An 18,874-nucleotide genomic window follows, 5' to 3' on the forward strand; every position below is an offset into this window, starting at 1 on the left:
GGGTAAACCAAATGGCCGGTAGCCCGCTCCTGAATTATGCCTCCTCAGTCGGCCCTACCTCCCAATACCCCTTGTCTAATAACTCTTGCCCTGGATCAATAATCCACTGCCTTGGTCTCGTTACACTTGCTGCATCGTTAAGCGGCTATCGGAAGGCCGCACCGTTTTACAACAAGCCGTTTTGAAGCTATCGATTTGACACCAGGAGTGAACCCATGCGTAAAGCAGCCCTGCCTACCCTACTCGTAACCACTGTTGCCGCTGCGGCAATGATGACCAGCAGCCAAGCATTCGCCTACGGCGCTGGCGATTTCTTCACCCGCGTCGGCGTTGCCAAAGTTGCCCCTAAAAGCGACAACGGCTCACTGGCCGGTGGTGCGCTATCTGTGGATGTACAAGATGAAACCAATTTCGCGTTCACTTTGGGCTACCGCTTCCACGATAAAGTCGGCGTAGAACTGCTGGCGGCGCTGCCATTTGAGCACGACATTCATTTGAACGGCGGTAATATCGCCTCAACCAAGCACCTACCGCCTACCCTAACGCTGCAGTACTACCCGCTGGGCGGCACACAGTCCCGTGTTCAGCCTTATGTCGGTGCGGGTATTAACTACACCCACTTCTCCGATGAAGAGTTGACCATTGGTGATTTAGAACTGGATGACTCCTGGGGTGCGGCGGGCCAGGTAGGCGTTGATCTACTTATTGATGATCACTGGGCGCTGAACGCCGCAGCTTGGTACATCGACATCGATACCGATGCGAGCGTAAACGGTGCGGCAGCAGGCACCGTTGAGATCGACCCTCTCGTGGTCATGGCAGGCCTCAGTTACCGCTTCTAAGCCGCCTGCAAAACCGCTAAGCGAATGTTATCCACAAAGCCTGCCTCACGGCAGGCTTTGTGCATTTCAGGGCATGCCGCTTTAAACGCTGTCAGTGACTACCTGGTCGACTTTCTCTACTGCCCGCACGATGAGCAGCTGGTGGTGGGCAGGGGTTTTTTCCTGTTGCAAATAGGCCGCCACGGCGGGGGCAACCTCGCACTTTGCGGGCATGGCAGCACGAGCATCAATCAAAGCGTTCAAGCGGGCAATAAACACAAACCGTATCCATTGAGGCAGCGACATCGTGTCGATGCAAAATGGCTGTTGGCTGGCGAATGCCTCTGCATCAGGTGTTGGCATGCGCCATAGATCGGCGGCTTTCATCGACGCCTCAAGCTCTAGAAGCGCTGTCTGCAGCGGTTGATAAGTACTCATAAAAGCGTTTGTCACTACCTCGAAAATGAAAAAAATGTGGCGTCTATCCATTATCCCCACTCCGTGAGTGCCTTGCCACTTATCAATGCTTGCGAGAAGTTACCCATAGACTCACAGAAAACCTGCACGAGCCTGTGGATAAACTATGGAAAGGTGTCGCAACGCTTGCTCTCATGGGGCTTTCGCACAGTTGATTAATTTTTAACCTCTTTGTCATTAATACGAAGACCTTAAGGTACTGTCATTAACACCATATTTTACAGCCAATGCGGCTGACAGTGTCACATCAGCAGGGTAGAGTGCAGGCTTGCAACGCGGAAGGATGTCATGCAACCGATTCAAACCCTAGATGAGTTTTTTACCCGCAGCGGTGGCGAGGTTTCCCTTTACCATATGGGGCGCCATGTCGTCCCCTGCCCACGGGAGTCACTTGCTGCCTTTGAACGTGGCGAAATGGCCTGGCCAGAACCATGGCAAGGCCAGGCGCGATTGGCCATTGTGTTTCGCCTTGGCGATATGCCCGAACCGGCTATTTGGTTTTTAGCCTTACCACTGGATGAGCAAGGAATAATTGCCCCCGCCCAGCGCGATGCGTTTTTAAATCGTCTGCTGGAAACGTTAGGACGTGCTGTTTCGCAAGTAGGCCGTGAAGAAACAGCGGACGTGGATCATTTAATGAAGGATAATCCCCTCGCCTTCACGCCTAGTGTCACTTTCCAGGCTATGCTCAATGCTCGCGCAACCCATGATAAGGGGCTGCCAGCCAGCCAGCATTTTGAGCCGGTTGACGCCTACTTGAGCGGCCAGCAAGCGATTGATTGGCAGGCGTTGGGATTACAAGGGATTGCCGATTACGTCGTTAGGATGGACACGCTTGACGCTGAATCACTCGCGCAGCGGCTGCCTGAACTGCCTACCGCCGTAACACACTCCTTGTGCTACTGTTTAGAGCACCAGCCATTACCACAAACGTTAGTCGACGCACTACAGCGCCGCGGCGAAGCCGCCGCCCAAGCGGGCGACATTGAAACGCTGTGTGCCTGCCTGCGCGCAGTGGGCAATACGGATGCATCAACGGTAGGCAATTGGTACACGGCCTTACTCAATGACACAGCGGCCTGTGGACCGGATGTTCTGGCGGCAATAGCAGGGCGCGGCTGGGGCTATCTTGAAGATGCCCAGCGGCTGCCGCTTTTTCTGCAACGCTTAGCGGAAGATGAGCGTAGCGATTTTGCCACCGTAGTACGTGATATTGCGTTAATACCCAGGCTACGCTTACCGGTCATGATGGCACTGCGAGATGCGGCTGCTGGCTCTCCTATTCAACGCCGTTTGTCCCTGATGATGTCACAGAGGAACGCTTGATCCGATGTTGTCACTTTTAATTGCAAGGAGTGAGCCGTGAAGGAATTACCCTATCAAGCCAAAGCGGTCATTGGCCGCCGCGAGATGGTGACGTTACCTGAACTAGGGCTTCACCTATGCTGCAAAGCAGACACGGGCGCGCGCACTTCTGCTCTGCATGCAGAAGAGATAGAGACAAATGAAGATGAACATGGCCAACTTTGGGTTAGTTTTATTACCCACAGTGGTGGCCCCACAACGCCGGCCCACCGCTACAGTTTGCACTTGCATGATCGGCGCCGCATCACCAGTTCCAATGGACATAGCGAGTGGCGTTATGTTATTCGCACCCCTATGCAAATGGGCGATTTGAATTTTCCTGTTGAATTGACCCTCACTGATCGCAGCAATATGCGTCACCCGATGCTATTAGGGCGCCGCGCAATGCGACGCTTGCTGATTGCACCCGGTGCTGCATTTTTGCACGGTGAGCCTTAACCCCTGATTAGTTGCCTTAACCTAGGCTCGGAGTCCCTTAAATGCATATCGCTCTGCTGTCACGCAATCGCAATTTGTACTCTACCCGCCGCTTGGTTGAAGCCGCAGAGCAGCGTGGGCATACCGCCCGCGTGGTGGACACGCTGCGTTGCTATATGAGCATTACCTCGCACAACCCTTCGATCCACTATAAAGGCCAAGAGATTGAGCACTTTGATGCGGTTATTCCACGCATTGGTGCATCAGTCACCTTTTACGGCTGCGCGCTGTTGCGTCAGTTTGAGATGATGGGCACCTACGTTATCAACGATAACGTCTCCATTACCCGCTCCAGGGACAAACTGCGTTCGCTGCAGTTACTATCACGCAAAGGGCTGGGTCTGCCGATCACCGGTTTTGCCCACTCCCCCGACGACATTCCCGACCTGATCACCATGGTCAAAGGCGCCCCGCTTGTTATTAAACTGCTGGAAGGTACCCAGGGGATTGGCGTGGTATTGGCGGAAACCAACCAGGCCGCCGAATCCGTCATTCAGGCATTCATGGGTATGAAAGCCAATATCATGGTGCAGGAGTATATAAAAGAAGCGCGTGGCGCCGATATTCGCTGCTTAGTGATCGGCGATAAGGTAGTGGCCTCGATGAAGCGTCAGGCGGCGGATGGTGAGTTTCGTTCGAACCTACACCGAGGTGGCTCCGCCAGCGTGATCCGGATCACTCCTGAAGAGCGTTCAACGGCAATTCGTGCAGCCAAGGCCATGGGCCTGCGTGTCGCTGGTGTTGATTTACTTCGCTCCAATCACGGCCCGGTGATTATGGAGGTTAACTCTTCGCCTGGTTTGCAGGGCATTGAGAACGCCACCGGCAAGGATATTGCGGGAATGATCATTGAGCACATTGAAAGAAACGCCACGCCAGCCCGTAAAGCACCACCCAAGCCTAAAGGCTAAGGCAAAATATTAAAATAATCCGCTTCGGGGGTGGCAAATCGTCGCTGCCCCGCCCACAATCTGCGTCACCGAAGGAGGTAGACGCTCATGTTTCTCGATAATCGCCAAGTGGCGATGGACAGCGTATTGGAAGCGCTGGCCGATAGCATTGATTATTTCCAAGACAATATTGAACGCCTGCGCCCCTCGCTGCGTGACGCTTTAAATCCGCATTACACAGCACGGCTTAAGCAGATGCGCCAGTTGCAGGAGCTTGCTCGTGCGCATTTGAAAATGCTGCCCCGTGATGCGGACGTTGAGCGCGATGATTTTTTATGGCTGTGGAGCCGTCTAAAAAGCTTTGTCGGCAACGATAGCCAAGTACTAATCAATGAGCTATTGGAGCAAGAGCGTGTATTAATGCAGGCGCTCTCCTCGCTGTATACCCACCCGTTACCCGATCCGATCGAACCGGTGGTAGAAGAGTGCATGCAGGGGTGCCGTAAGCTTATCCGCGAGCTGTATGCGCTGCAAAAGCGTAAAACCCACCGCTAGGGGCTGGTAAAACGATCGTTTAATGACGGCAGGATAAGATCGATGGGGGCACGTCTCGGTATTTCAATGGGCTCGGGGGTACCGAGAAAATAGGGCTCCCTCCCCCATACATAGAGGTCGCCCAGGGTGGCCACGCGCGCGGCCCACTCGCGCAGCTTTAATCGCCACCCCACTGCTACCGTAGGGTCATCAGCCACACAACCAGTGACATCGATACCTAGCGCACGACCGATATATACCGCGCGTGGAAGATGCCAGCTCTGGGTAATCAGCAGGGCTTTATCAAGCTGAAAGACGTCCCGGGCGCGCGCTAGCGTGTCATAGGTGCTAAAGCCTGCAAAATCCATAGTCAACTGCTCAGATGCTACGCCGCGGCGATACAACTCGCGCCACATCGCCCGTGGCTCGTTATACGCCTGGGTGCGATTATCACCTGAAAGCAAAAGATGCTCGACCTGGGACTGTTCAATTAAGGTAGCAGCGGTACGCATGCGTGCATGGAAGTGCGGGTTTCGCACCCCGCTACGCGTCCAGTGAGACGTGCCGAAGACAATCCCCACCTCTGCTGGACGACACTGCTGAGGCTGACGCTCAATGTAAGCGGCGGTGGTAGCGAGCACCCAGAAATTGCCACCTATAAACAGCAATGTCGCCAGCAGCAACAGTGCCCCTAGCGACATTAAAAAACGCTTCGACCACGTTAATAACACGTTATGCATCCAGCTCCCCAGCCGGGTCTCACCCAGCAGGCCCTAGAACATGCCCAGTTCAAGCTTGGCCTCGTCACTCATCATGTCACGGCTCCAGGGCGGACTGAAGACTATTTCGGTGTGAACCTTGCTGATTTGCGGCGCGCCGAGAATCTTATTGCGCGCATCCGCCGCAATCACATCGCCCATCCCACAGCCTGGTGCTGTCAGCGTCATGCGAATGGTAACAAGTCGCTCACCGCTGATAAGGCGCTCGATGCGGCAACCGTAGACCAAGCCCAGGTCAACGATATTGACCGGAATCTCCGGGTCAAAGCAGGTGCTCAGCTGCTCCCACACGAACTGCTCTATCTCCTCCTCGCTAGCCGTTTCGGGCAGCGTAGGGCGCGGTAGCGGCTCAAGCCCCAGGGCATCCAGGTTGCTCCCCTCAATTAAGAAGAGTCGCCCCTCAAAGCCAACGCTTACCGTACTGCCTTTCGCTTGCATAACGCTAACAACGCTATCTTCGGCCAACGTTTCCGTACTACCAAACGGAATGGCAATGGCCTCAACATCGCGCTGAAGCGGCAACTGTTGGCCACGTTCGAGGCTGGCAACTTGCTCAAAATCCATAACTGTCCTTAAATGACGATCCTTAAAGAACCGACCTTAACGCACCATACCAATGACACGTTGAAGTGCCTCAACAAAGCTATCCACTTCTTCGAGCGTATTATACGCCGCAAATGAAGCACGGCACGTCGCGTCGACCCCAAAATGATGCAACAAGGGCTGTGCGCAGTGATGACCGGTACGAATAGCGACGCCAAGCTGATCGATCAGCAGGCCAATATCCTGGGAGTGCGCTCCTTCAACGATAAAAGAGAGCACCGCCGCTTTGTTAGGCGCCGTACCTAAAATACGCAGCCCATCAACTTTACCAACTGCCTGAGTCGCATGGTCAAGCAGTTGGCCTTCCCAGGCACCGATGGCATCTATACCGGTGCTCTCCATCCACTCAAGGGCTCGCCCCAGGGCAATCACCTCCGCAATAGCAGGCGTGCCTGCTTCAAACTTATGCGGAATAGCTGCAAAGGTGGTACCTGAATCAAAGGAGACAGTGCTGATCATCTCCCCTCCGCCCTGCCAGGGCGGCATGGCTTCAAGCAGCGCCTGCTTGCCATAGAGCACGCCAACGCCGGTGGGCCCATACACTTTATGACCCGAGAATGCAAAGAAGTCGGCATCGATGGCCTGCACATCGACCACTTGGTGCGGTGCTGCCTGGGCGCCATCAATCAGAATCAGCGCGCCCTGCTGGTGGGCCAGGGTTGCCATCTCTTGCACGGGGTTTACAGTACCCAGGGCGTTAGAGACGTGGTTAACGGCCACCATCTTAGTGCGCTCACTGAGTAGTTCGCGGTAAGCGGCCATATCCAGCGCCCCATTGGCTTCAACGGGAATCACCTTGATGGTAAACCCAATCTCGGCGGCCAACAGCTGCCAGGGCACAATGTTGGAGTGGTGCTCAAGCATCGAAATCAGCACTTCATCACCGGGAGCGAGGTTCGTACGCCCCCAGCTATGAACGACCAAATTAATCGCTTCTGTAGTGCCGCGGGTAAAAATGATCTGACGCGCATCTTCCGCATTAAGGAATGCCTTAACCCGTTGGCGCGTGCCTTCAAACGCCGCCGTCGCCTCATCGGCAAGGGTATGCAGCCCACGGTGAATATTGGCGTTGTAGCGCGAGTAATAATCGCCAAACACGTCAATCACCTGTTGAGGTGTTTGGCTGGTCGCCGCATTGTCTAAATAGATCAACGGTTTGCCGTGCACTTCACGGGCCAGCACCGGAAAGTCCTGGCGCAGGCGTGCGACATCAAAGGGTGCTTGTGCTTGTGCTTGTGCTTGTGCTTGTGCTTGCACTTGCGCGGGCGGCTGCTCAATAACGGTATGTGGCATCAATCACTCCTGGTATAGCCCTTGAGAGCTGGTAGTGGCGCTAGTCGTTAAGTGAGACAGCCGCTTCGACAAGCCCGGCAAGGTTGAAACGCTCTGGCAGCTTGCCAGCAACCGCTAACTCAACACGCTCGGCAATTGCATCCAGAGTCACTTTGTCCAACACCTCGCCAGCAAAAGCGAGCGTTAGCAGCCCCCGGGCAGTGGCTTCATCAATACCGCGAGTACGCAGCGCGTAGATCGCCTCTTCGTCTAACTGACCCGTGGTGGTGCCGTGTGAGCACTTGACGTCATCCGCGTAGATCTCAAGCTCGGGCTTGGCATCGATATGGGCGCGATCCGATAACAGTAAATTTTGGTTGCTTTGAAAACCTTCAATTTTCTGGCTGTCGCGCTTGACGTAAACCTTACCGTTAAACACCCCGTGGGCGCGGTCATCCAGAATGCCCTTGTAGTTCTCGTTAGAGAACGTCAGCGGCGCATTGTGGTTAACCTTGGTGTGGTTGTCGACGTGCTGGCGACCCTGACCAAAGAACAGCCCCAGGAAATTGGTTTCAGCACCCTGGCCGTTCAAATCGCTGATCAAGTCGTTGCGCACCAGCCCACCGCCCAAGCTCAGGTTGTAGGAGGTATAGCGGGTATCGCGGCTCTGCTCGACGTGGATGCTTGCCACGTGCATATCGCCCAGTGGCGCTTCTTGCAGCTTGTAGTGGGCCAGGATCGCGCCACGGTCAAGCATCAGCTCACCCACCACGTTGGTGAAGTTAGTCGCTTCGCTTTCGCCTGTGTAGTGCTCGATCAGCGTGGCCTCGCTACGGCCTCCCGCTTCCACTAGCACTCGCGGATGACTCATCACCGGCTGACCGGCACGGGACAGAAACTGCAGCAGGATGGGTTTTTCAACCACGGTGCCTGGAGCGATGCGCACCACGGCGCCCTCTTCCATAAACGCCGTGTTTAGCGCGGCAAAGGGCGAAAAATCTACGCCGGTTAAGCGCCCAAGCGGGCCACCAACAGCTTCGTGGTTCTCTGCTAGCGCTTTGGAAAGCGGTAACACTTGAACGCTTGACGGCAGTGAATCCACATCCGAAAGTGCCGATGAGAAAACGCCATCCACGAAGGTCAGGCGGTAAGCATCAATGGGCAGCGTTAGCGCAGCAGCACTGGCCGGTGAGAATTCAGCGTCATCGGCTAGCGCAAAGCTGCCCTGGGCGATTGAGCGCACATCGGTGTACTTCCACTCTTCATCACGGCGAGTGGGAAAACCCAGCGCTTCAAAGCGCGCGGCACCCGCCTGACGACGTGCGGCAATCCAGGTGGGCTCCGCCGTGTAGTTAGAGCTGCGCGCCTTCAGCGTATCTAAAAAGGTTTGCGTATCGCTCATGCCACAGACTCCTCGATACCTTCGTACCCATTGGCTTCCAACTGTTTAGCCAGCTCGGCGTCACCGGTTTTGACAATACGGCCATCGACCAGGACGTGAACCTTATCCGGTACGATGTAATCCAGCAGACGCTGGTAGTGCGTGACCAGCAGAATGGCGCGGTCTTCAGCGCGCAGGCTGTTAACACCATCGGCGACGACTTTCATGGCGTCGATATCAAGGCCGGAATCGATCTCATCCAGCATGGCGAGCTTCGGCTGAAGTACCAGCATTTGCAGGATCTCATTGCGCTTTTTCTCACCGCCAGAGAAACCTTCGTTAACGGCGCGCTGGAGGAAGCTGGCGTCCATTTTCATGTAGCCCAGCTTCTCTTTGACCAGCTTCATAAACTCCGGTGCGGGCATTTCGCCTTCGCCGCGGGCGACGCGCTGGGCATTAAGCGCAGCCTTTAGCAGGTAGATGTTTTTAACCCCAGGAATCTCCACCGGGTACTGGAAACCCAGCAGCAAACCGGCTTGGGCGCGCTCTTCAATCTCCATCTCCAGCACGTCTTTGCCTTCAAAGGTAATCGTGCCCTGGGTGACTTCGTAGCCATCTTTACCGGCAATCACCGCGGATAGAGTCGATTTACCCGCGCCGTTCGGCCCCATAATGGCGTGCACTTCACCCGCCTTGATGGTCAGGGTCAGGCCTTTGAGGATTTCATTACCTTCGACGGAGACGTGTAAATCATTCACTTGCAACATATTGATTACCTTCTGATTCTGGCGAGTCGCCACGGCGACACTACTATAATTAAATGGAATAAATGACCAGCGGTTTAGCCGACCGCGCCTTCCAGGGTCACGTTGAGCAGCGCTTCGGCTTCAACGGCGAACTCCATAGGCAGCTCTTGGAAGACGTCCTTACAGAAACCGTTAACAATCATGCTGACCGCGTCCTCTTCCGAGATACCGCGGCTCTGGCAGTAGAACAGCTGGTCTTCACCGATTTTCGAGGTAGTTGCCTCGTGCTCAATGGTCGCCGTGCTGTTGCCAATTTCCTGATAAGGGAAGGTGTGGGCACCGCACTTATCACCGATCAACAGCGAATCACACTGGGTGAAGTTACGCGCCCCTTTAGCCCGCGGGCCGATTTTCACCAAACCGCGATAGGACTGGTTACTCCTGCCCGCCGAGATGCCTTTGGCGACGATATAGGAACGTGTGCCTTCACCAATGTGGATCATCTTGGTTCCGGTATCGGCCTGCTGGCGGCCATTGGTAACAGCAACGGAGTAGAACTCGCCAATGCTCTCTTTACCGCGCAGCACGCAGGAAGGGTATTTCCAGGTAATCGCGGAGCCGGTTTCTACCTGTGTCCAGCTAATCCGTGAGCGGTCACCACGGCAATCGCCGCGCTTGGTCACGAAGTTATAGATACCGCCTACGCCATTTTCATCACCGGGGTACCAGTTCTGAACGGTGGAGTATTTGATATAGGCATCATCAAGCGCGACCAGCTCTACAACCGCGGCGTGGAGCTGATTCTCGTCACGCATCGGCGCCGTACAGCCTTCCAGGTAAGAAACCTGGGCGCGGCTTTCACAAATAATCAACGTGCGCTCAAACTGGCCGGTGTTGGCCGCGTTAATGCGGAAGTAAGTAGATAGCTCCATCGGGCAAGTCACGCCTTCTGGCACAAACACAAACGAGCCATCGGTAAACACCGCTGAGTTCAGCGCGGCAAAGTAGTTATCCGCCACGGGAACGACCGTGCCCAAATACTGTTTGATCAGCTCTGGGTAGTCACGAATAGCTTCAGAGATAGAGCAGAAGATAACCCCAGCTTCGCCAAGCTGCTTTTTGAAGGTGGTGGCGACTGAAACAGAGTCGAATACCGCATCGACGGCAACGCCTGCCAGCGCGGCACGCTCGTGCAACGGAATACCCAGCTTCTCATAGGTTTCCAACAGTTTGGGATCCACTTCATCCAAACTCTGAGGGCGGTCTTCTGGGCGCTTCGGCGCACTAAAATACGAGATCGATTGGTAATCAATCGGCGGATAGTCGAGATGCGCCCAGGAAGGGGCTTTCATCTTCAGCCACTGGCGGTAGGCATCCAGGCGCCACTCCAGCATCCACTCCGGTTCGCCTTTCTTGTTAGAGATAAAGGCGATGGTGTTTTCATCCAGGCCAGGTGGCAGGGTGTCGCTCTCAATATCGGTTACAAAGCCATCTTTGTATTCGCGACGAACCAACTGTTCCATTTCTTCGCTTGCCATGGTGATACCCTCCGGGCAGTTGGGTGGCGAGGTCATCGCCTTTAATAATAAATTAGGCCTGCTGTGCTTACGCCGCCGTTAGGCGGACGCCGCCGACAGGCTGATCGTTTGAATAGGCAGCTGCACCGGCAGCTTGATCGGCGCTGTATCGGCTAAATGCGCCAGCGTCACGCTTTCAAGCAGCGTGCGCATGGCCAATGAGACCCGCTGCCAGTTGTCGGCCACACCGCAGGTAGCCACAAGCTCACAGTCGCCTTCTGCTTGGCTGCACTCGGTCATGGCGACAGGGCCTTCAATCGCCGCAATAATATCGGCGGCGGTAATCTGCGATGCGGGCCGGGCAAGGCGGTAACCGCCTTGGGCGCCACGCTGGGAAACCAGCAGCCCTGCCCGCACCAGCATTTTGAGCGTTTTACTCACCGTCGGATGGGGCAACTGCACGGCCTCAGCTAACTCAGTCGCTGCATGCGACGCCTCGGGGTGGCGGGCAATTTGCGCCATGACCACCGCGGCATAGTCTGTCAGCCGAGAAAGCTTAAGCATGTCGACTCCCTTTATGTCATCAGTACGCAGCTAACCAAATGGTAGCCACGTCAATTGAGTACCATTTTAGTCCTGTATAAATTTGATGTGAAGCCCTTGAGCAAAATGGATAGCAATTTACGCAAAATAACAGCACGTTCGCCGCTGATCACATCAAAAACAGCAATCATTATCATTTAAAAAAGCTATTACTTCTGTATCTACTGCTTTGCATTGACTGGCCGTCTCTGATAGCGTCAGAAACGTATTAGATGCCCCTACTGTATGAGGCATCACGATATTTGGAAGAGGTAAATTATGGATGTAGCAGTCAATAACATGGTAAACGCAACGCTGGACATGAGGCAGGCGCAAACCGTCCAGCAGGCCCAGTTCAGTGTTTTTAAAGAGGCGCTAGACGGGCAGGAAGCGCAAATCACTGCACTGATGGATAGCGTTGCGCTAGATCCACAGCTGGCTACCAGCGGCAGTGTAGGTACTCAGATTAATACTACTGCGTAATAAACATGATGCTAGCTAGATAAGTAAATAGCCCCCTGACTAACGCCAGAGGGCTATTTTTTTTGCTATCCACTTGGATAAGCACCCAACTTGTAACGAGCCGCTTCCCCTTGCCATTGAAAACTGACATTGCGAGCGTAGCGAAGCAATCTCGGGGTTAGGCCTTTTTAACAAACTCGGATTTAAGCTTCATTGGGCCGATACCATCAATTTTACAGTCGATATCGTGATCACCGTCCACCAAGCGAATGCTTTTTACTTTGGTGCCCACTTTAACCACCAGTGAACTGCCTTTAACCTTCAAATCCTTGATCACCGTGACGCTATCGCCGTCGGCTAACATATTGCCGTTAGCATCGCGTACACCTGATGTGTCCTTAGCGCCCTCTTCTTCTGCTACCTTTGACCACTCATGGCCACACTCTGGGCACACATACTGAAGCCCATCGTCGTAGCTAAACTCAGAGGCACAGGCAGGACAGTTAGGCAGATCACTCATCAGACGGCTCCATCACTTGGCTAATATAAGGGCTAAGAAAGCGATGGAGCCTACACGGGTTATGCAAAATGTCCAGCCAGATAACAGATCAATCGCGCTGGTAAGTGCCGACCAAGCGGTTCATGCCCAGCAGATAAGGCTCTACCTCTTTGAGCAGTTCAGCCAGTGTAAGGCCTTCCGGCAGCGAGGTTTGATGATCCAGCGCCAGCACCCAGAAGTAGTATAGATGTTTGCCGTGCCCTTCTGGCGGCATAGGGCCACAATAGCCAGTATCGCCTTTATCATTTACGCCGACAGTGCCCGCCGCCGTTTTTTCAATTAATTCCTGAATATCGCCGGGTAAGTTATACAGCACCCAGTGGACAAAGCCGTAACTGCCGTCTTTGACCAGCGGCGCGTCCGGGTCGTGACAGATCACCGCAAAACCCTGCGCACCCTCAGGCGCGCCCTGCCAGGCTAGCGCAGGGGAAACATCTTCGCCTTCGCCGGTATGTTTAGAAGGGATCGCTTGATGGTCGGCAAACGCCGAGCTGGTAACCTGCATTGATGAAAGTGCAAATGCCATGCGTTATCTCCTTAATTCATCTAATGAGTTGTTGCTAATTTTCACTAAGCCTAGGAAGGCCACCGGCCTTGTTTTTTCAGGCGGCGCTTAACCCACCCGTCATAAAGCGCCCGCAACCCTGGCTTAATTCCCGGTAGGCCAATAAGCCAAGCAACCGGCACCAATAAGGGAATACGTGCCATTAGCAAACGGTAAGCATCGATACCCTCTATCAATTGACCTTGTGCAGTTTCAATATGCAGAGAGCGCAGTGCCGTGTCTTGATCGACACCCTTTTCTCGCAGCGCCTGCTGATGCTCGCTCACATCAAGCCAACCAATATCAGCGGCATGCTGCCCCGACCAGCGCTCATAGCGGCGCCGCTCTTTACGACACAACGGGCACTGCGCATCGTAAAAGACATTGATAGAAGTCTTATTGGGCATATACGCTCTCTACTTAAAGTCACTGAAGCAGTGTGGCACTTCCAGCACCGGCCGCAAACTTTTAGATATTCACTGCTTACTTAGGCTACGGCTATGACACTTGAGTTCGAAAAACAGTTATTGATTGTTGCCCATGCCCCATCGGCGAATACCCGCTTACTGCGTGATGCGGCATTTCAAGGTGCTAGTCATCCTGATCTTGAGCAGGTGCACTGCGTGGTAAAAGCGCCCTTGGAAGCTGACCCCGAAGATGTGCTTGCCTGCGATGCGATTCTGCTCGGCACCACGGAAAACCTGGGCTATATGAGCGGCGCGCTCAAGGATTTTTTTGATCGCAGCTACTATCCTGTCATTGAAAAGAAACAGGGATTGCCCTGCGCACTCTATATTCGCGCAGGGCATGACGGCACGGGCACCCAGCGCGCAGTGGAGAGTATCGTCACGGGGCTACGCTGGCGATGGGTACAGCCACCGCTCATTTTGCGCGGCGAATGGCAGCCTTTATTTGCAGATCAGGTAGAAGAACTCAGCATGACGCTAGCGTTTAGTGTCGAGAGTGGCATTGTCTGAGAGCGACATCGTTTGAGAGTGATATTGTATAACCTCGCCTATCCTGCCTTACTGTAGATAAGCATTTCGTGCCAATTGTGCGATTGAAGGACGGCAGTAACTTGTTTGAATTTACTGCTGTGACTTAGCGCACGTACATTAGGTAGCCATTATGCATAAAGTCATTGCTTTCTATGATGATCGAGTACTCGCTCACGAGCCCAATATTGACGCCGACTTCTTACCTCAACGGATCGATAAGCGCATTCGACACCTACTTGCAGGGCTCCCAGTGCCATGGAAATACCCCGAGCATCCTGGCCGCTTGATAGCTATTCAACAACTGCTTGAGAAAACACCCATTGCGGGCCTGCATATTGAAGGTGGCAAAGCAGCCACACATGAACAACTCGCCAGAGTGCATACCACTTCCTATCTAAGCGATATTTTTAGCCTACGCGGGAAAAATGCCTGGCTGGATGTGGATACCACGGCAGTCTCACCGGGCAGCATAGACGCCGCAGAAGTCGCCGCTGGAACGGCCATTGCAGCAGTAGAAGCGGTGGTTGATAAGCGTGCTAAAAGCGCCTTTGCCCTTGTACGCCCACCTGGGCATCACGCGGAGCCCGTCCGCGCCCGCGGCTTTTGTTTATTCAACAATGTGGCGGTCGCCGCGGCTCATGCGCGCAGCGCGCTGGGCTGTGAAAGAGTGCTGATTGTTGATTGGGACGCTCATCACGGCAACGGCACCCAGGATATTTTCTGGGCAGAACCCGACGTGATGTTTTTCGATATTCACCGCGCCGCGCCTTTCTACCCCGGTTCTGGCCATCTGGAAGAGGTGGGCGCCGGTTTAGCTGAAGGCACCACCATTAATGTTCCGTTACCGGCTGGCGCTGGCGATGAGGCGTACCTCAAGGCGTTTCGTGACATTCTCGCCCCGGCCGCAGCGTGGTTTAAGCCCGACATTATTTTAGTCTCCGCAGGCTTTGACCCGCACTGGCACGATTTAGCTCTAAACGTCTCCTATGAGGGGTTTGGCGCACTGACCGGTTTTATGCAACAGCTCGCCGAACAGCACTGCGATGGTCGTTTGGTATTCGTATTAGAGGGCGGCTACAACCTGGAGTCACTGGCCAACGGCACCCGAGCGGTGCTAGCGGTACTGGCTGGCAACACCGTACCTGAACCCGATACCTGCGGCGTTGCAGAAGTCCAAGCCGCGGCGGATTTCCACCGCACGGCTTTTCAATCTGAATAGCGTTTTTCTGAGCCGAATAGCATTTTTCCGAATAGCAGCTTTGCTAATAAAAACGGCACCTCGCGTGTGTGAGGTGCCGTTTTGTAGTGCCAAATTGAAGCAATAAAGAGCCCAGTGTTTATTTCAGACGTTCAAAGACCGTCGCAACACCCTGCCCCATGCCAATACACATGGTCGCCAAGCCCAGCGTGGTATCGCGCTGCTGCATAACGTTTAACAGCGTGGTGCAGATACGCGAGCCCGAGCAGCCCAGCGGGTGCCCAAGAGCAATGGCACCGCCGTTGAGGTTAACCTTCTCGTCCATCGCATCCAGAAAGCCGAGATCTTTCAGCACGGGGATACCCTGAGCGGCGAAGGCTTCGTTAAGTTCAACGGTTTGAATATCCGCTGCGGAAAGGCCAGCGATTTTCAGCGCTTTCTTAGACGCGGGCACCGGGCCATAGCCCATGATCGACGCATCACAACCTGCCACACCGGTCGAAAGTACTCGCGCGATGGGCTCTAAGCCAAGCGCTTGAGCGCGCTCGTAGCTCATGACTGCCATGGCCGAGGCACCCACAGAAAGCGCCGATGAGGTGCCCGCAGTGACAGTGCCGTTGCGCGGATCGAATACCGGCTTCAGATTCGCCATAGACTCCAGCGTGGAGTCCCCGCGAATTACTTCATCACGCTGAACCATCACTCTAAAACCACGTTGGTCGTGGCCTTCAACGCCGATAATTTCGTTGTCGAAGTAGCCCTTCTCCATCGCGGCCTGGGCACGCTGGTGAGAACGAACGCCGAATTTATCCTGTTCTTCCCTGGAAACGCCGTGCATTTTACCCAGCAGCTCGGCGGTCAGGCCCATCATCATCGCCGCTTTAGCTGCGTATTTGCTCGCCGCCGGGTTAACGTCAACGCCGTGGGCCATGGGTACGTGCTCCATGTGCTCAACGCCGCCGATGATAAAGAAGTCGCCCATGCCCGCTTTGATATTAGCAGCGGCGATATGCAGTGCCGTCATCGAAGAGCCACACAAACGGTTAACGGTTTGCGCCGGTACCGAGCGGGGAATGCCGGTCATAATCGCCGCATTGCGAGCAATGTTCATCGACTGCTCAAGCGTCTGGTTCACACAGCCCCAGATCACGTCATCCACTTCAGAGGGATCTAGATTAGGATTACGGGTAAATAGCGCCTGCATAGCCGCAGCTGAAAGATTCTCGGCGCGAACGTTGCGAAAAGCACCATTTTTGGCTTTCGCCATGGCGGTACGGACACCGTCAACCACCACAATATCTCTCGGATTCAAACTCATCATATATCTCCTATAGGTGGTGGTTAGACCTGGGTGGCAGAATTGTCGCTGGAATAGAAATGCTCGTTGTTTTGAGCCATCTGGCGCAGCTTGTCGGTAGGCGCGTATAGGGGGCCCAGCTCCTCTGCTAGCCCTTCAGCCAGCTTCACGAACTCTGCCACTCCTATGGCATCGATGTAGCGCAGCGCGCCACCGCGGAACGGCGGGGAGCCGGTGCCATAAATCAGCGCCATATCGGCTTCAGCGGGGGTGGCTACGATGCCATCTTCCAAGCAACGCACGGTCTCCAGGCACAGCGGCACCATCATGCGCGCGATGATGTCCTCGTCGGAAAACTCTTTATGCTCTTTCACCACCTCTTTGACTAAAGCGTAAGCCGCTTCATCGGTGACTTTTTTCGGCTTACCCTTTTTATCCTCTTCGTAGGCGTAGAAGCCCTTGTCATTCTTCTGGCCTAAACGGTCATTGTCGTACATGACCTGAATGGCAGTTTTACCCTCGCGGGCCATACGATCAGGGAAGCCTTCAGCCATCACTTCGTTGGCATGAACCGCGGTATCCAGGCCGACCACATCCAGTAGGTAAGCCGGGCCCATGGGCCAACCGAACTTTTCCATTACCTTATCAACGCGCTGGAAGTCAGCACCCTGCTCAACTAAGAAACTAAAGCCACCAAAGTAGGGGAACAGCACGCGGTTGACCAAGAAACCGGGGCAGTCATTGACCACAATTGGCGTTTTGCCCATAGCGCGCGCGTAGGCAACGGTAGCAGCAACGGCAGCATCCGAGGTTTTCTCACCACGAATCACTTCCACCAGGGGCATGCGGTGCACGGGGTTAAAGAAGTGCATACCGCAGAAGTTCTCGGGCCGTTTGAGGTTTTGCGCCAAGCGATTGATGGAAATCGTCGAAGTGTTAGAGGTGAGAATGGTATTTTCGCCCACCATACCTTCCACTTCGGTCAGCACGGCATCTTTAACCTTGGGGTTTTCAACCACCGCTTCGACGACGAGATCGACGTTGCCAAAATCACCGTAAGAGAGCGTTGGACGAATATTGGTCAGCTTCTCCGCCATCTGTTCGGTGGTCAGCTTGTTGCGCTCGACCTGTTTGGCAAATAGCTTACGAGCTTCTTTCAGGCCCAGCTCGATAGCGTCGTCCTTGATATCTTTCATCAGGATTGGGGTGCCTTTAGACGCGCTCTGGTAAGCAATACCGCCGCCCATAATGCCCGCACCCAGCACCGCGGTTTGTTTCACCGGCTGCGCTTGCTTCTCATATTTACCGGCTTTTTTCTTGACCACTTGGTCGTTTAGGAACAGGCCCACCAAGTTAAACGCTACGCTGCTTAGCGCCAGCTTAGCGAAGGCTTTAGCTTCAATTGCCTGGGCGCGGCCACGCTCTTCACCCGCGCCTTTTTGAATCACTTTGATCGCTTCAACCGGCGCCGGGTAATGGGGGCCCGCTTTACCGGCGACAAAGCCTTTGGCGGTTTCAAATACCATCATCTGCTCAATCGGGTTGAGCAACAGCGGGCTGGTCTTTTCAGCACGACGGGCCCGGTAATCCAGCTCACCGGCGTTGGCACGGTCAAGAATATCCAGCGCGGCCTCTTCCAACTGCTCGGCCGTCACCACCGCATCGACAGCGCCCACTTTTAGCGCAGCATCGGCACGGTTTTCGGTGCCACCAGCAATCCACTCGATGGCATTATCGGCGCCAATAATACGCGGCAGGCGTACGCAGCCACCCCAACCGGGCAAGATGCCGAGTTTGGTTTCAGGCAGGCCGATCTTGGCTTTTTCAGCCATTACGCGAAAATCAGTTGTCAGCAATACTTCACAGCCACCACCCAGCGCCAAACCATTGATCGCCGTTACCGTAGGGAACGGCAGGTCTTCGATAGCGTTGAAAATAGCGTGTACCTTGAGGTTCATCTCCTCTAGGTAAGCTTCGCCTTTATCAAATAGGGTGTGAAACTCGGTGATATCGGCGCCCACAATAAACACATCTTTTCCGCTGGCAATAAGTAAGCCTTTCAAGCTATTTTCAGCTTGAATAGCTTTGACTGCCTCGCCCAGCTCTGCAACCACAGCGCTGGAGAGCTTATTGACGGACTCATCTTTCAGATCGAAAGTGAGCATTGCGATATCATTGCCACTCGGGGTGTCACGACGTGTCACCGTGATGGCGTTGCCTTGATAGATCATCCGCGCTCTCTCCACATTTTCGGGCTGGCTCTGAAAAGAGAACCCGCCACATTTCTCATACGGCTTACATAGACTTTCATACGGTCGTTTGATTGCCTTAGCTTGGTTGAGTTGCTTGACAACGTCAAGCCCAGACTTTTG

General features: G+C 54.4%; 21 protein-coding genes. 8 read left to right on the plus strand and 13 right to left on the minus strand.

What is annotated here, in order from left to right; all coding sequences use genetic code 11:
- The first annotated feature begins 215 nt into the window (after window positions 1-215).
- Entirely contained in the window at window positions 216-842 is a 627-nt protein-coding gene (locus tag KUC_RS10160) for an OmpW/AlkL family protein (protein WP_007113105.1), read from the plus strand.
- Window positions 843-923: 81 nt separating this feature from the next.
- On the opposite strand, the gene KUC_RS10165 is transcribed toward KUC_RS10160, so the two are convergent.
- Window positions 924-1,259 carry a YqcC family protein gene (locus tag KUC_RS10165; RefSeq protein WP_040480992.1) on the minus strand — a complete coding sequence of 112 codons (336 nt, stop codon included), beginning with the start codon at window positions 1,257-1,259 and terminating at the stop codon, window positions 924-926.
- Window positions 1,260-1,586: 327 nt separating this feature from the next.
- Here KUC_RS10165 and KUC_RS10170 point away from each other — a divergent pair, with 327 nt between their 5' ends.
- The 4 genes from KUC_RS10170 to KUC_RS10185 all read left to right on the plus strand — a co-directional run bounded on the left by KUC_RS10170 (window position 1,587) and on the right by KUC_RS10185 (window position 4,585).
- A complete protein-coding gene (locus KUC_RS10170) occupies window positions 1,587-2,624 on the plus strand; it encodes a DUF3549 family protein (RefSeq protein ID WP_007113107.1) in 1,038 nt (345 codons plus the stop codon).
- Window positions 2,625-2,660: 36 nt separating this feature from the next.
- Window positions 2,661-3,101 (plus strand): ATP-dependent zinc protease family protein, encoded by a 441-nt coding sequence (locus KUC_RS10175; RefSeq protein WP_007113108.1) that lies wholly within the window; start codon window positions 2,661-2,663, stop codon window positions 3,099-3,101.
- A 41-nt stretch (window positions 3,102-3,142) separates the two neighbouring features.
- On the plus strand, window positions 3,143-4,051 hold the full coding sequence (gene rimK, locus KUC_RS10180) for a 30S ribosomal protein S6--L-glutamate ligase (RefSeq protein ID WP_007113109.1): 909 nt from the start codon (window positions 3,143-3,145) through the stop codon (window positions 4,049-4,051).
- A gap of 87 nt (window positions 4,052-4,138) precedes the next feature.
- Complete coding sequence (locus tag KUC_RS10185) at window positions 4,139-4,585, plus strand: hypothetical protein (RefSeq protein WP_007113110.1); 447 nt, start codon at window positions 4,139-4,141, stop codon at window positions 4,583-4,585.
- Here the strand turns inward: KUC_RS10185 and KUC_RS10190 are convergent.
- The 7 genes from KUC_RS10190 to KUC_RS10220 form a co-directional block, all read right to left on the minus strand.
- The gene (locus KUC_RS10190; protein ID WP_007113111.1) at window positions 4,582-5,304 is read right to left on the minus strand and encodes a SanA/YdcF family protein; all 723 of its coding nucleotides are present in this window, start codon (window positions 5,302-5,304) and stop codon (window positions 4,582-4,584) included. The two genes, KUC_RS10185 and KUC_RS10190, sit on opposite strands and share 4 nt — an antisense overlap.
- Window positions 5,305-5,337: 33 nt before the next feature.
- On the minus strand, window positions 5,338-5,907 hold the full coding sequence (gene sufT, locus KUC_RS10195) for a putative Fe-S cluster assembly protein SufT (RefSeq protein WP_007113112.1): 570 nt from the start codon (window positions 5,905-5,907) through the stop codon (window positions 5,338-5,340).
- A gap of 36 nt (window positions 5,908-5,943) precedes the next feature.
- Window positions 5,944-7,239, minus strand: coding sequence for a cysteine desulfurase (locus KUC_RS10200; protein ID WP_007113113.1), 1,296 nt, complete (start codon window positions 7,237-7,239; stop codon window positions 5,944-5,946).
- 40 nt (window positions 7,240-7,279) lie between these two features.
- A complete protein-coding gene (sufD, locus tag KUC_RS10205) occupies window positions 7,280-8,620 on the minus strand; it encodes a Fe-S cluster assembly protein SufD (RefSeq protein WP_007113114.1) in 1,341 nt (446 codons plus the stop codon).
- Complete coding sequence (gene sufC, locus KUC_RS10210; RefSeq protein ID WP_040480632.1) at window positions 8,617-9,366, minus strand: Fe-S cluster assembly ATPase SufC; 750 nt, start codon at window positions 9,364-9,366, stop codon at window positions 8,617-8,619. The genes sufD and sufC overlap by 4 nt, the downstream gene beginning before the upstream one ends.
- Window positions 9,367-9,440: 74 nt before the next feature.
- Entirely contained in the window at window positions 9,441-10,883 is a 1,443-nt protein-coding gene (gene sufB / locus KUC_RS10215) for a Fe-S cluster assembly protein SufB (RefSeq protein ID WP_040480993.1), read from the minus strand.
- 78 nt (window positions 10,884-10,961) lie between these two features.
- Window positions 10,962-11,426, minus strand: coding sequence for an SUF system Fe-S cluster assembly regulator (locus KUC_RS10220; RefSeq protein WP_007113117.1), 465 nt, complete (start codon window positions 11,424-11,426; stop codon window positions 10,962-10,964).
- Between the two features lie 297 nt (window positions 11,427-11,723).
- Between KUC_RS10220 and KUC_RS10225 the strand changes: the two genes are divergently transcribed.
- Window positions 11,724-11,927, plus strand: a complete 204-nt coding sequence (locus tag KUC_RS10225) for a putative motility protein (protein WP_007113119.1) — start codon at window positions 11,724-11,726, stop codon at window positions 11,925-11,927.
- A 157-nt stretch (window positions 11,928-12,084) separates the two neighbouring features.
- Here KUC_RS10225 and KUC_RS10230 read toward each other — a convergent pair whose 3' ends face one another.
- The 3 genes from KUC_RS10230 to KUC_RS10240 form a co-directional block, all read right to left on the minus strand.
- Window positions 12,085-12,426: a zinc ribbon domain-containing protein YjdM gene (locus KUC_RS10230; RefSeq protein WP_007113120.1), complete on the minus strand. Its 342-nt coding sequence runs from the start codon at window positions 12,424-12,426 to the stop codon at window positions 12,085-12,087.
- Between the two features lie 88 nt (window positions 12,427-12,514).
- Window positions 12,515-12,991, minus strand: a complete 477-nt coding sequence (locus KUC_RS10235) for a YbhB/YbcL family Raf kinase inhibitor-like protein (RefSeq protein ID WP_007113121.1) — start codon at window positions 12,989-12,991, stop codon at window positions 12,515-12,517.
- Between the two features lie 50 nt (window positions 12,992-13,041).
- The gene (locus KUC_RS10240) at window positions 13,042-13,416 is read right to left on the minus strand and encodes a thiol-disulfide oxidoreductase DCC family protein (protein ID WP_007113122.1); all 375 of its coding nucleotides are present in this window, start codon (window positions 13,414-13,416) and stop codon (window positions 13,042-13,044) included.
- A gap of 93 nt (window positions 13,417-13,509) precedes the next feature.
- Between KUC_RS10240 and KUC_RS10245 the strand changes: the two genes are divergently transcribed.
- The gene (locus KUC_RS10245; RefSeq protein WP_007113123.1) at window positions 13,510-13,986 is read left to right on the plus strand and encodes a flavodoxin family protein; all 477 of its coding nucleotides are present in this window, start codon (window positions 13,510-13,512) and stop codon (window positions 13,984-13,986) included.
- Between the two features lie 151 nt (window positions 13,987-14,137).
- Window positions 14,138-15,226 (plus strand): histone deacetylase family protein, encoded by a 1,089-nt coding sequence (locus KUC_RS10250; RefSeq protein ID WP_007113124.1) that lies wholly within the window; start codon window positions 14,138-14,140, stop codon window positions 15,224-15,226.
- A 118-nt stretch (window positions 15,227-15,344) separates the two neighbouring features.
- Here the strand turns inward: KUC_RS10250 and fadA are convergent, their stop codons facing one another.
- Both fadA and fadB read right to left on the minus strand, forming a co-directional pair.
- Window positions 15,345-16,523, minus strand: a complete 1,179-nt coding sequence (fadA, locus tag KUC_RS10255; RefSeq protein WP_040480633.1) for an acetyl-CoA C-acyltransferase FadA — start codon at window positions 16,521-16,523, stop codon at window positions 15,345-15,347.
- A 23-nt stretch (window positions 16,524-16,546) separates the two neighbouring features.
- Complete coding sequence (gene fadB / locus KUC_RS10260; protein ID WP_007113126.1) at window positions 16,547-18,733, minus strand: fatty acid oxidation complex subunit alpha FadB; 2,187 nt, start codon at window positions 18,731-18,733, stop codon at window positions 16,547-16,549.
- Between the last annotated feature and the right edge of the window lie 141 nt (window positions 18,734-18,874).

The sequence above is a fragment of the Vreelandella boliviensis LC1 genome (assembly GCF_000236035.1).
GTDB lineage: Bacteria > Pseudomonadota > Gammaproteobacteria > Pseudomonadales > Halomonadaceae > Vreelandella > Vreelandella boliviensis.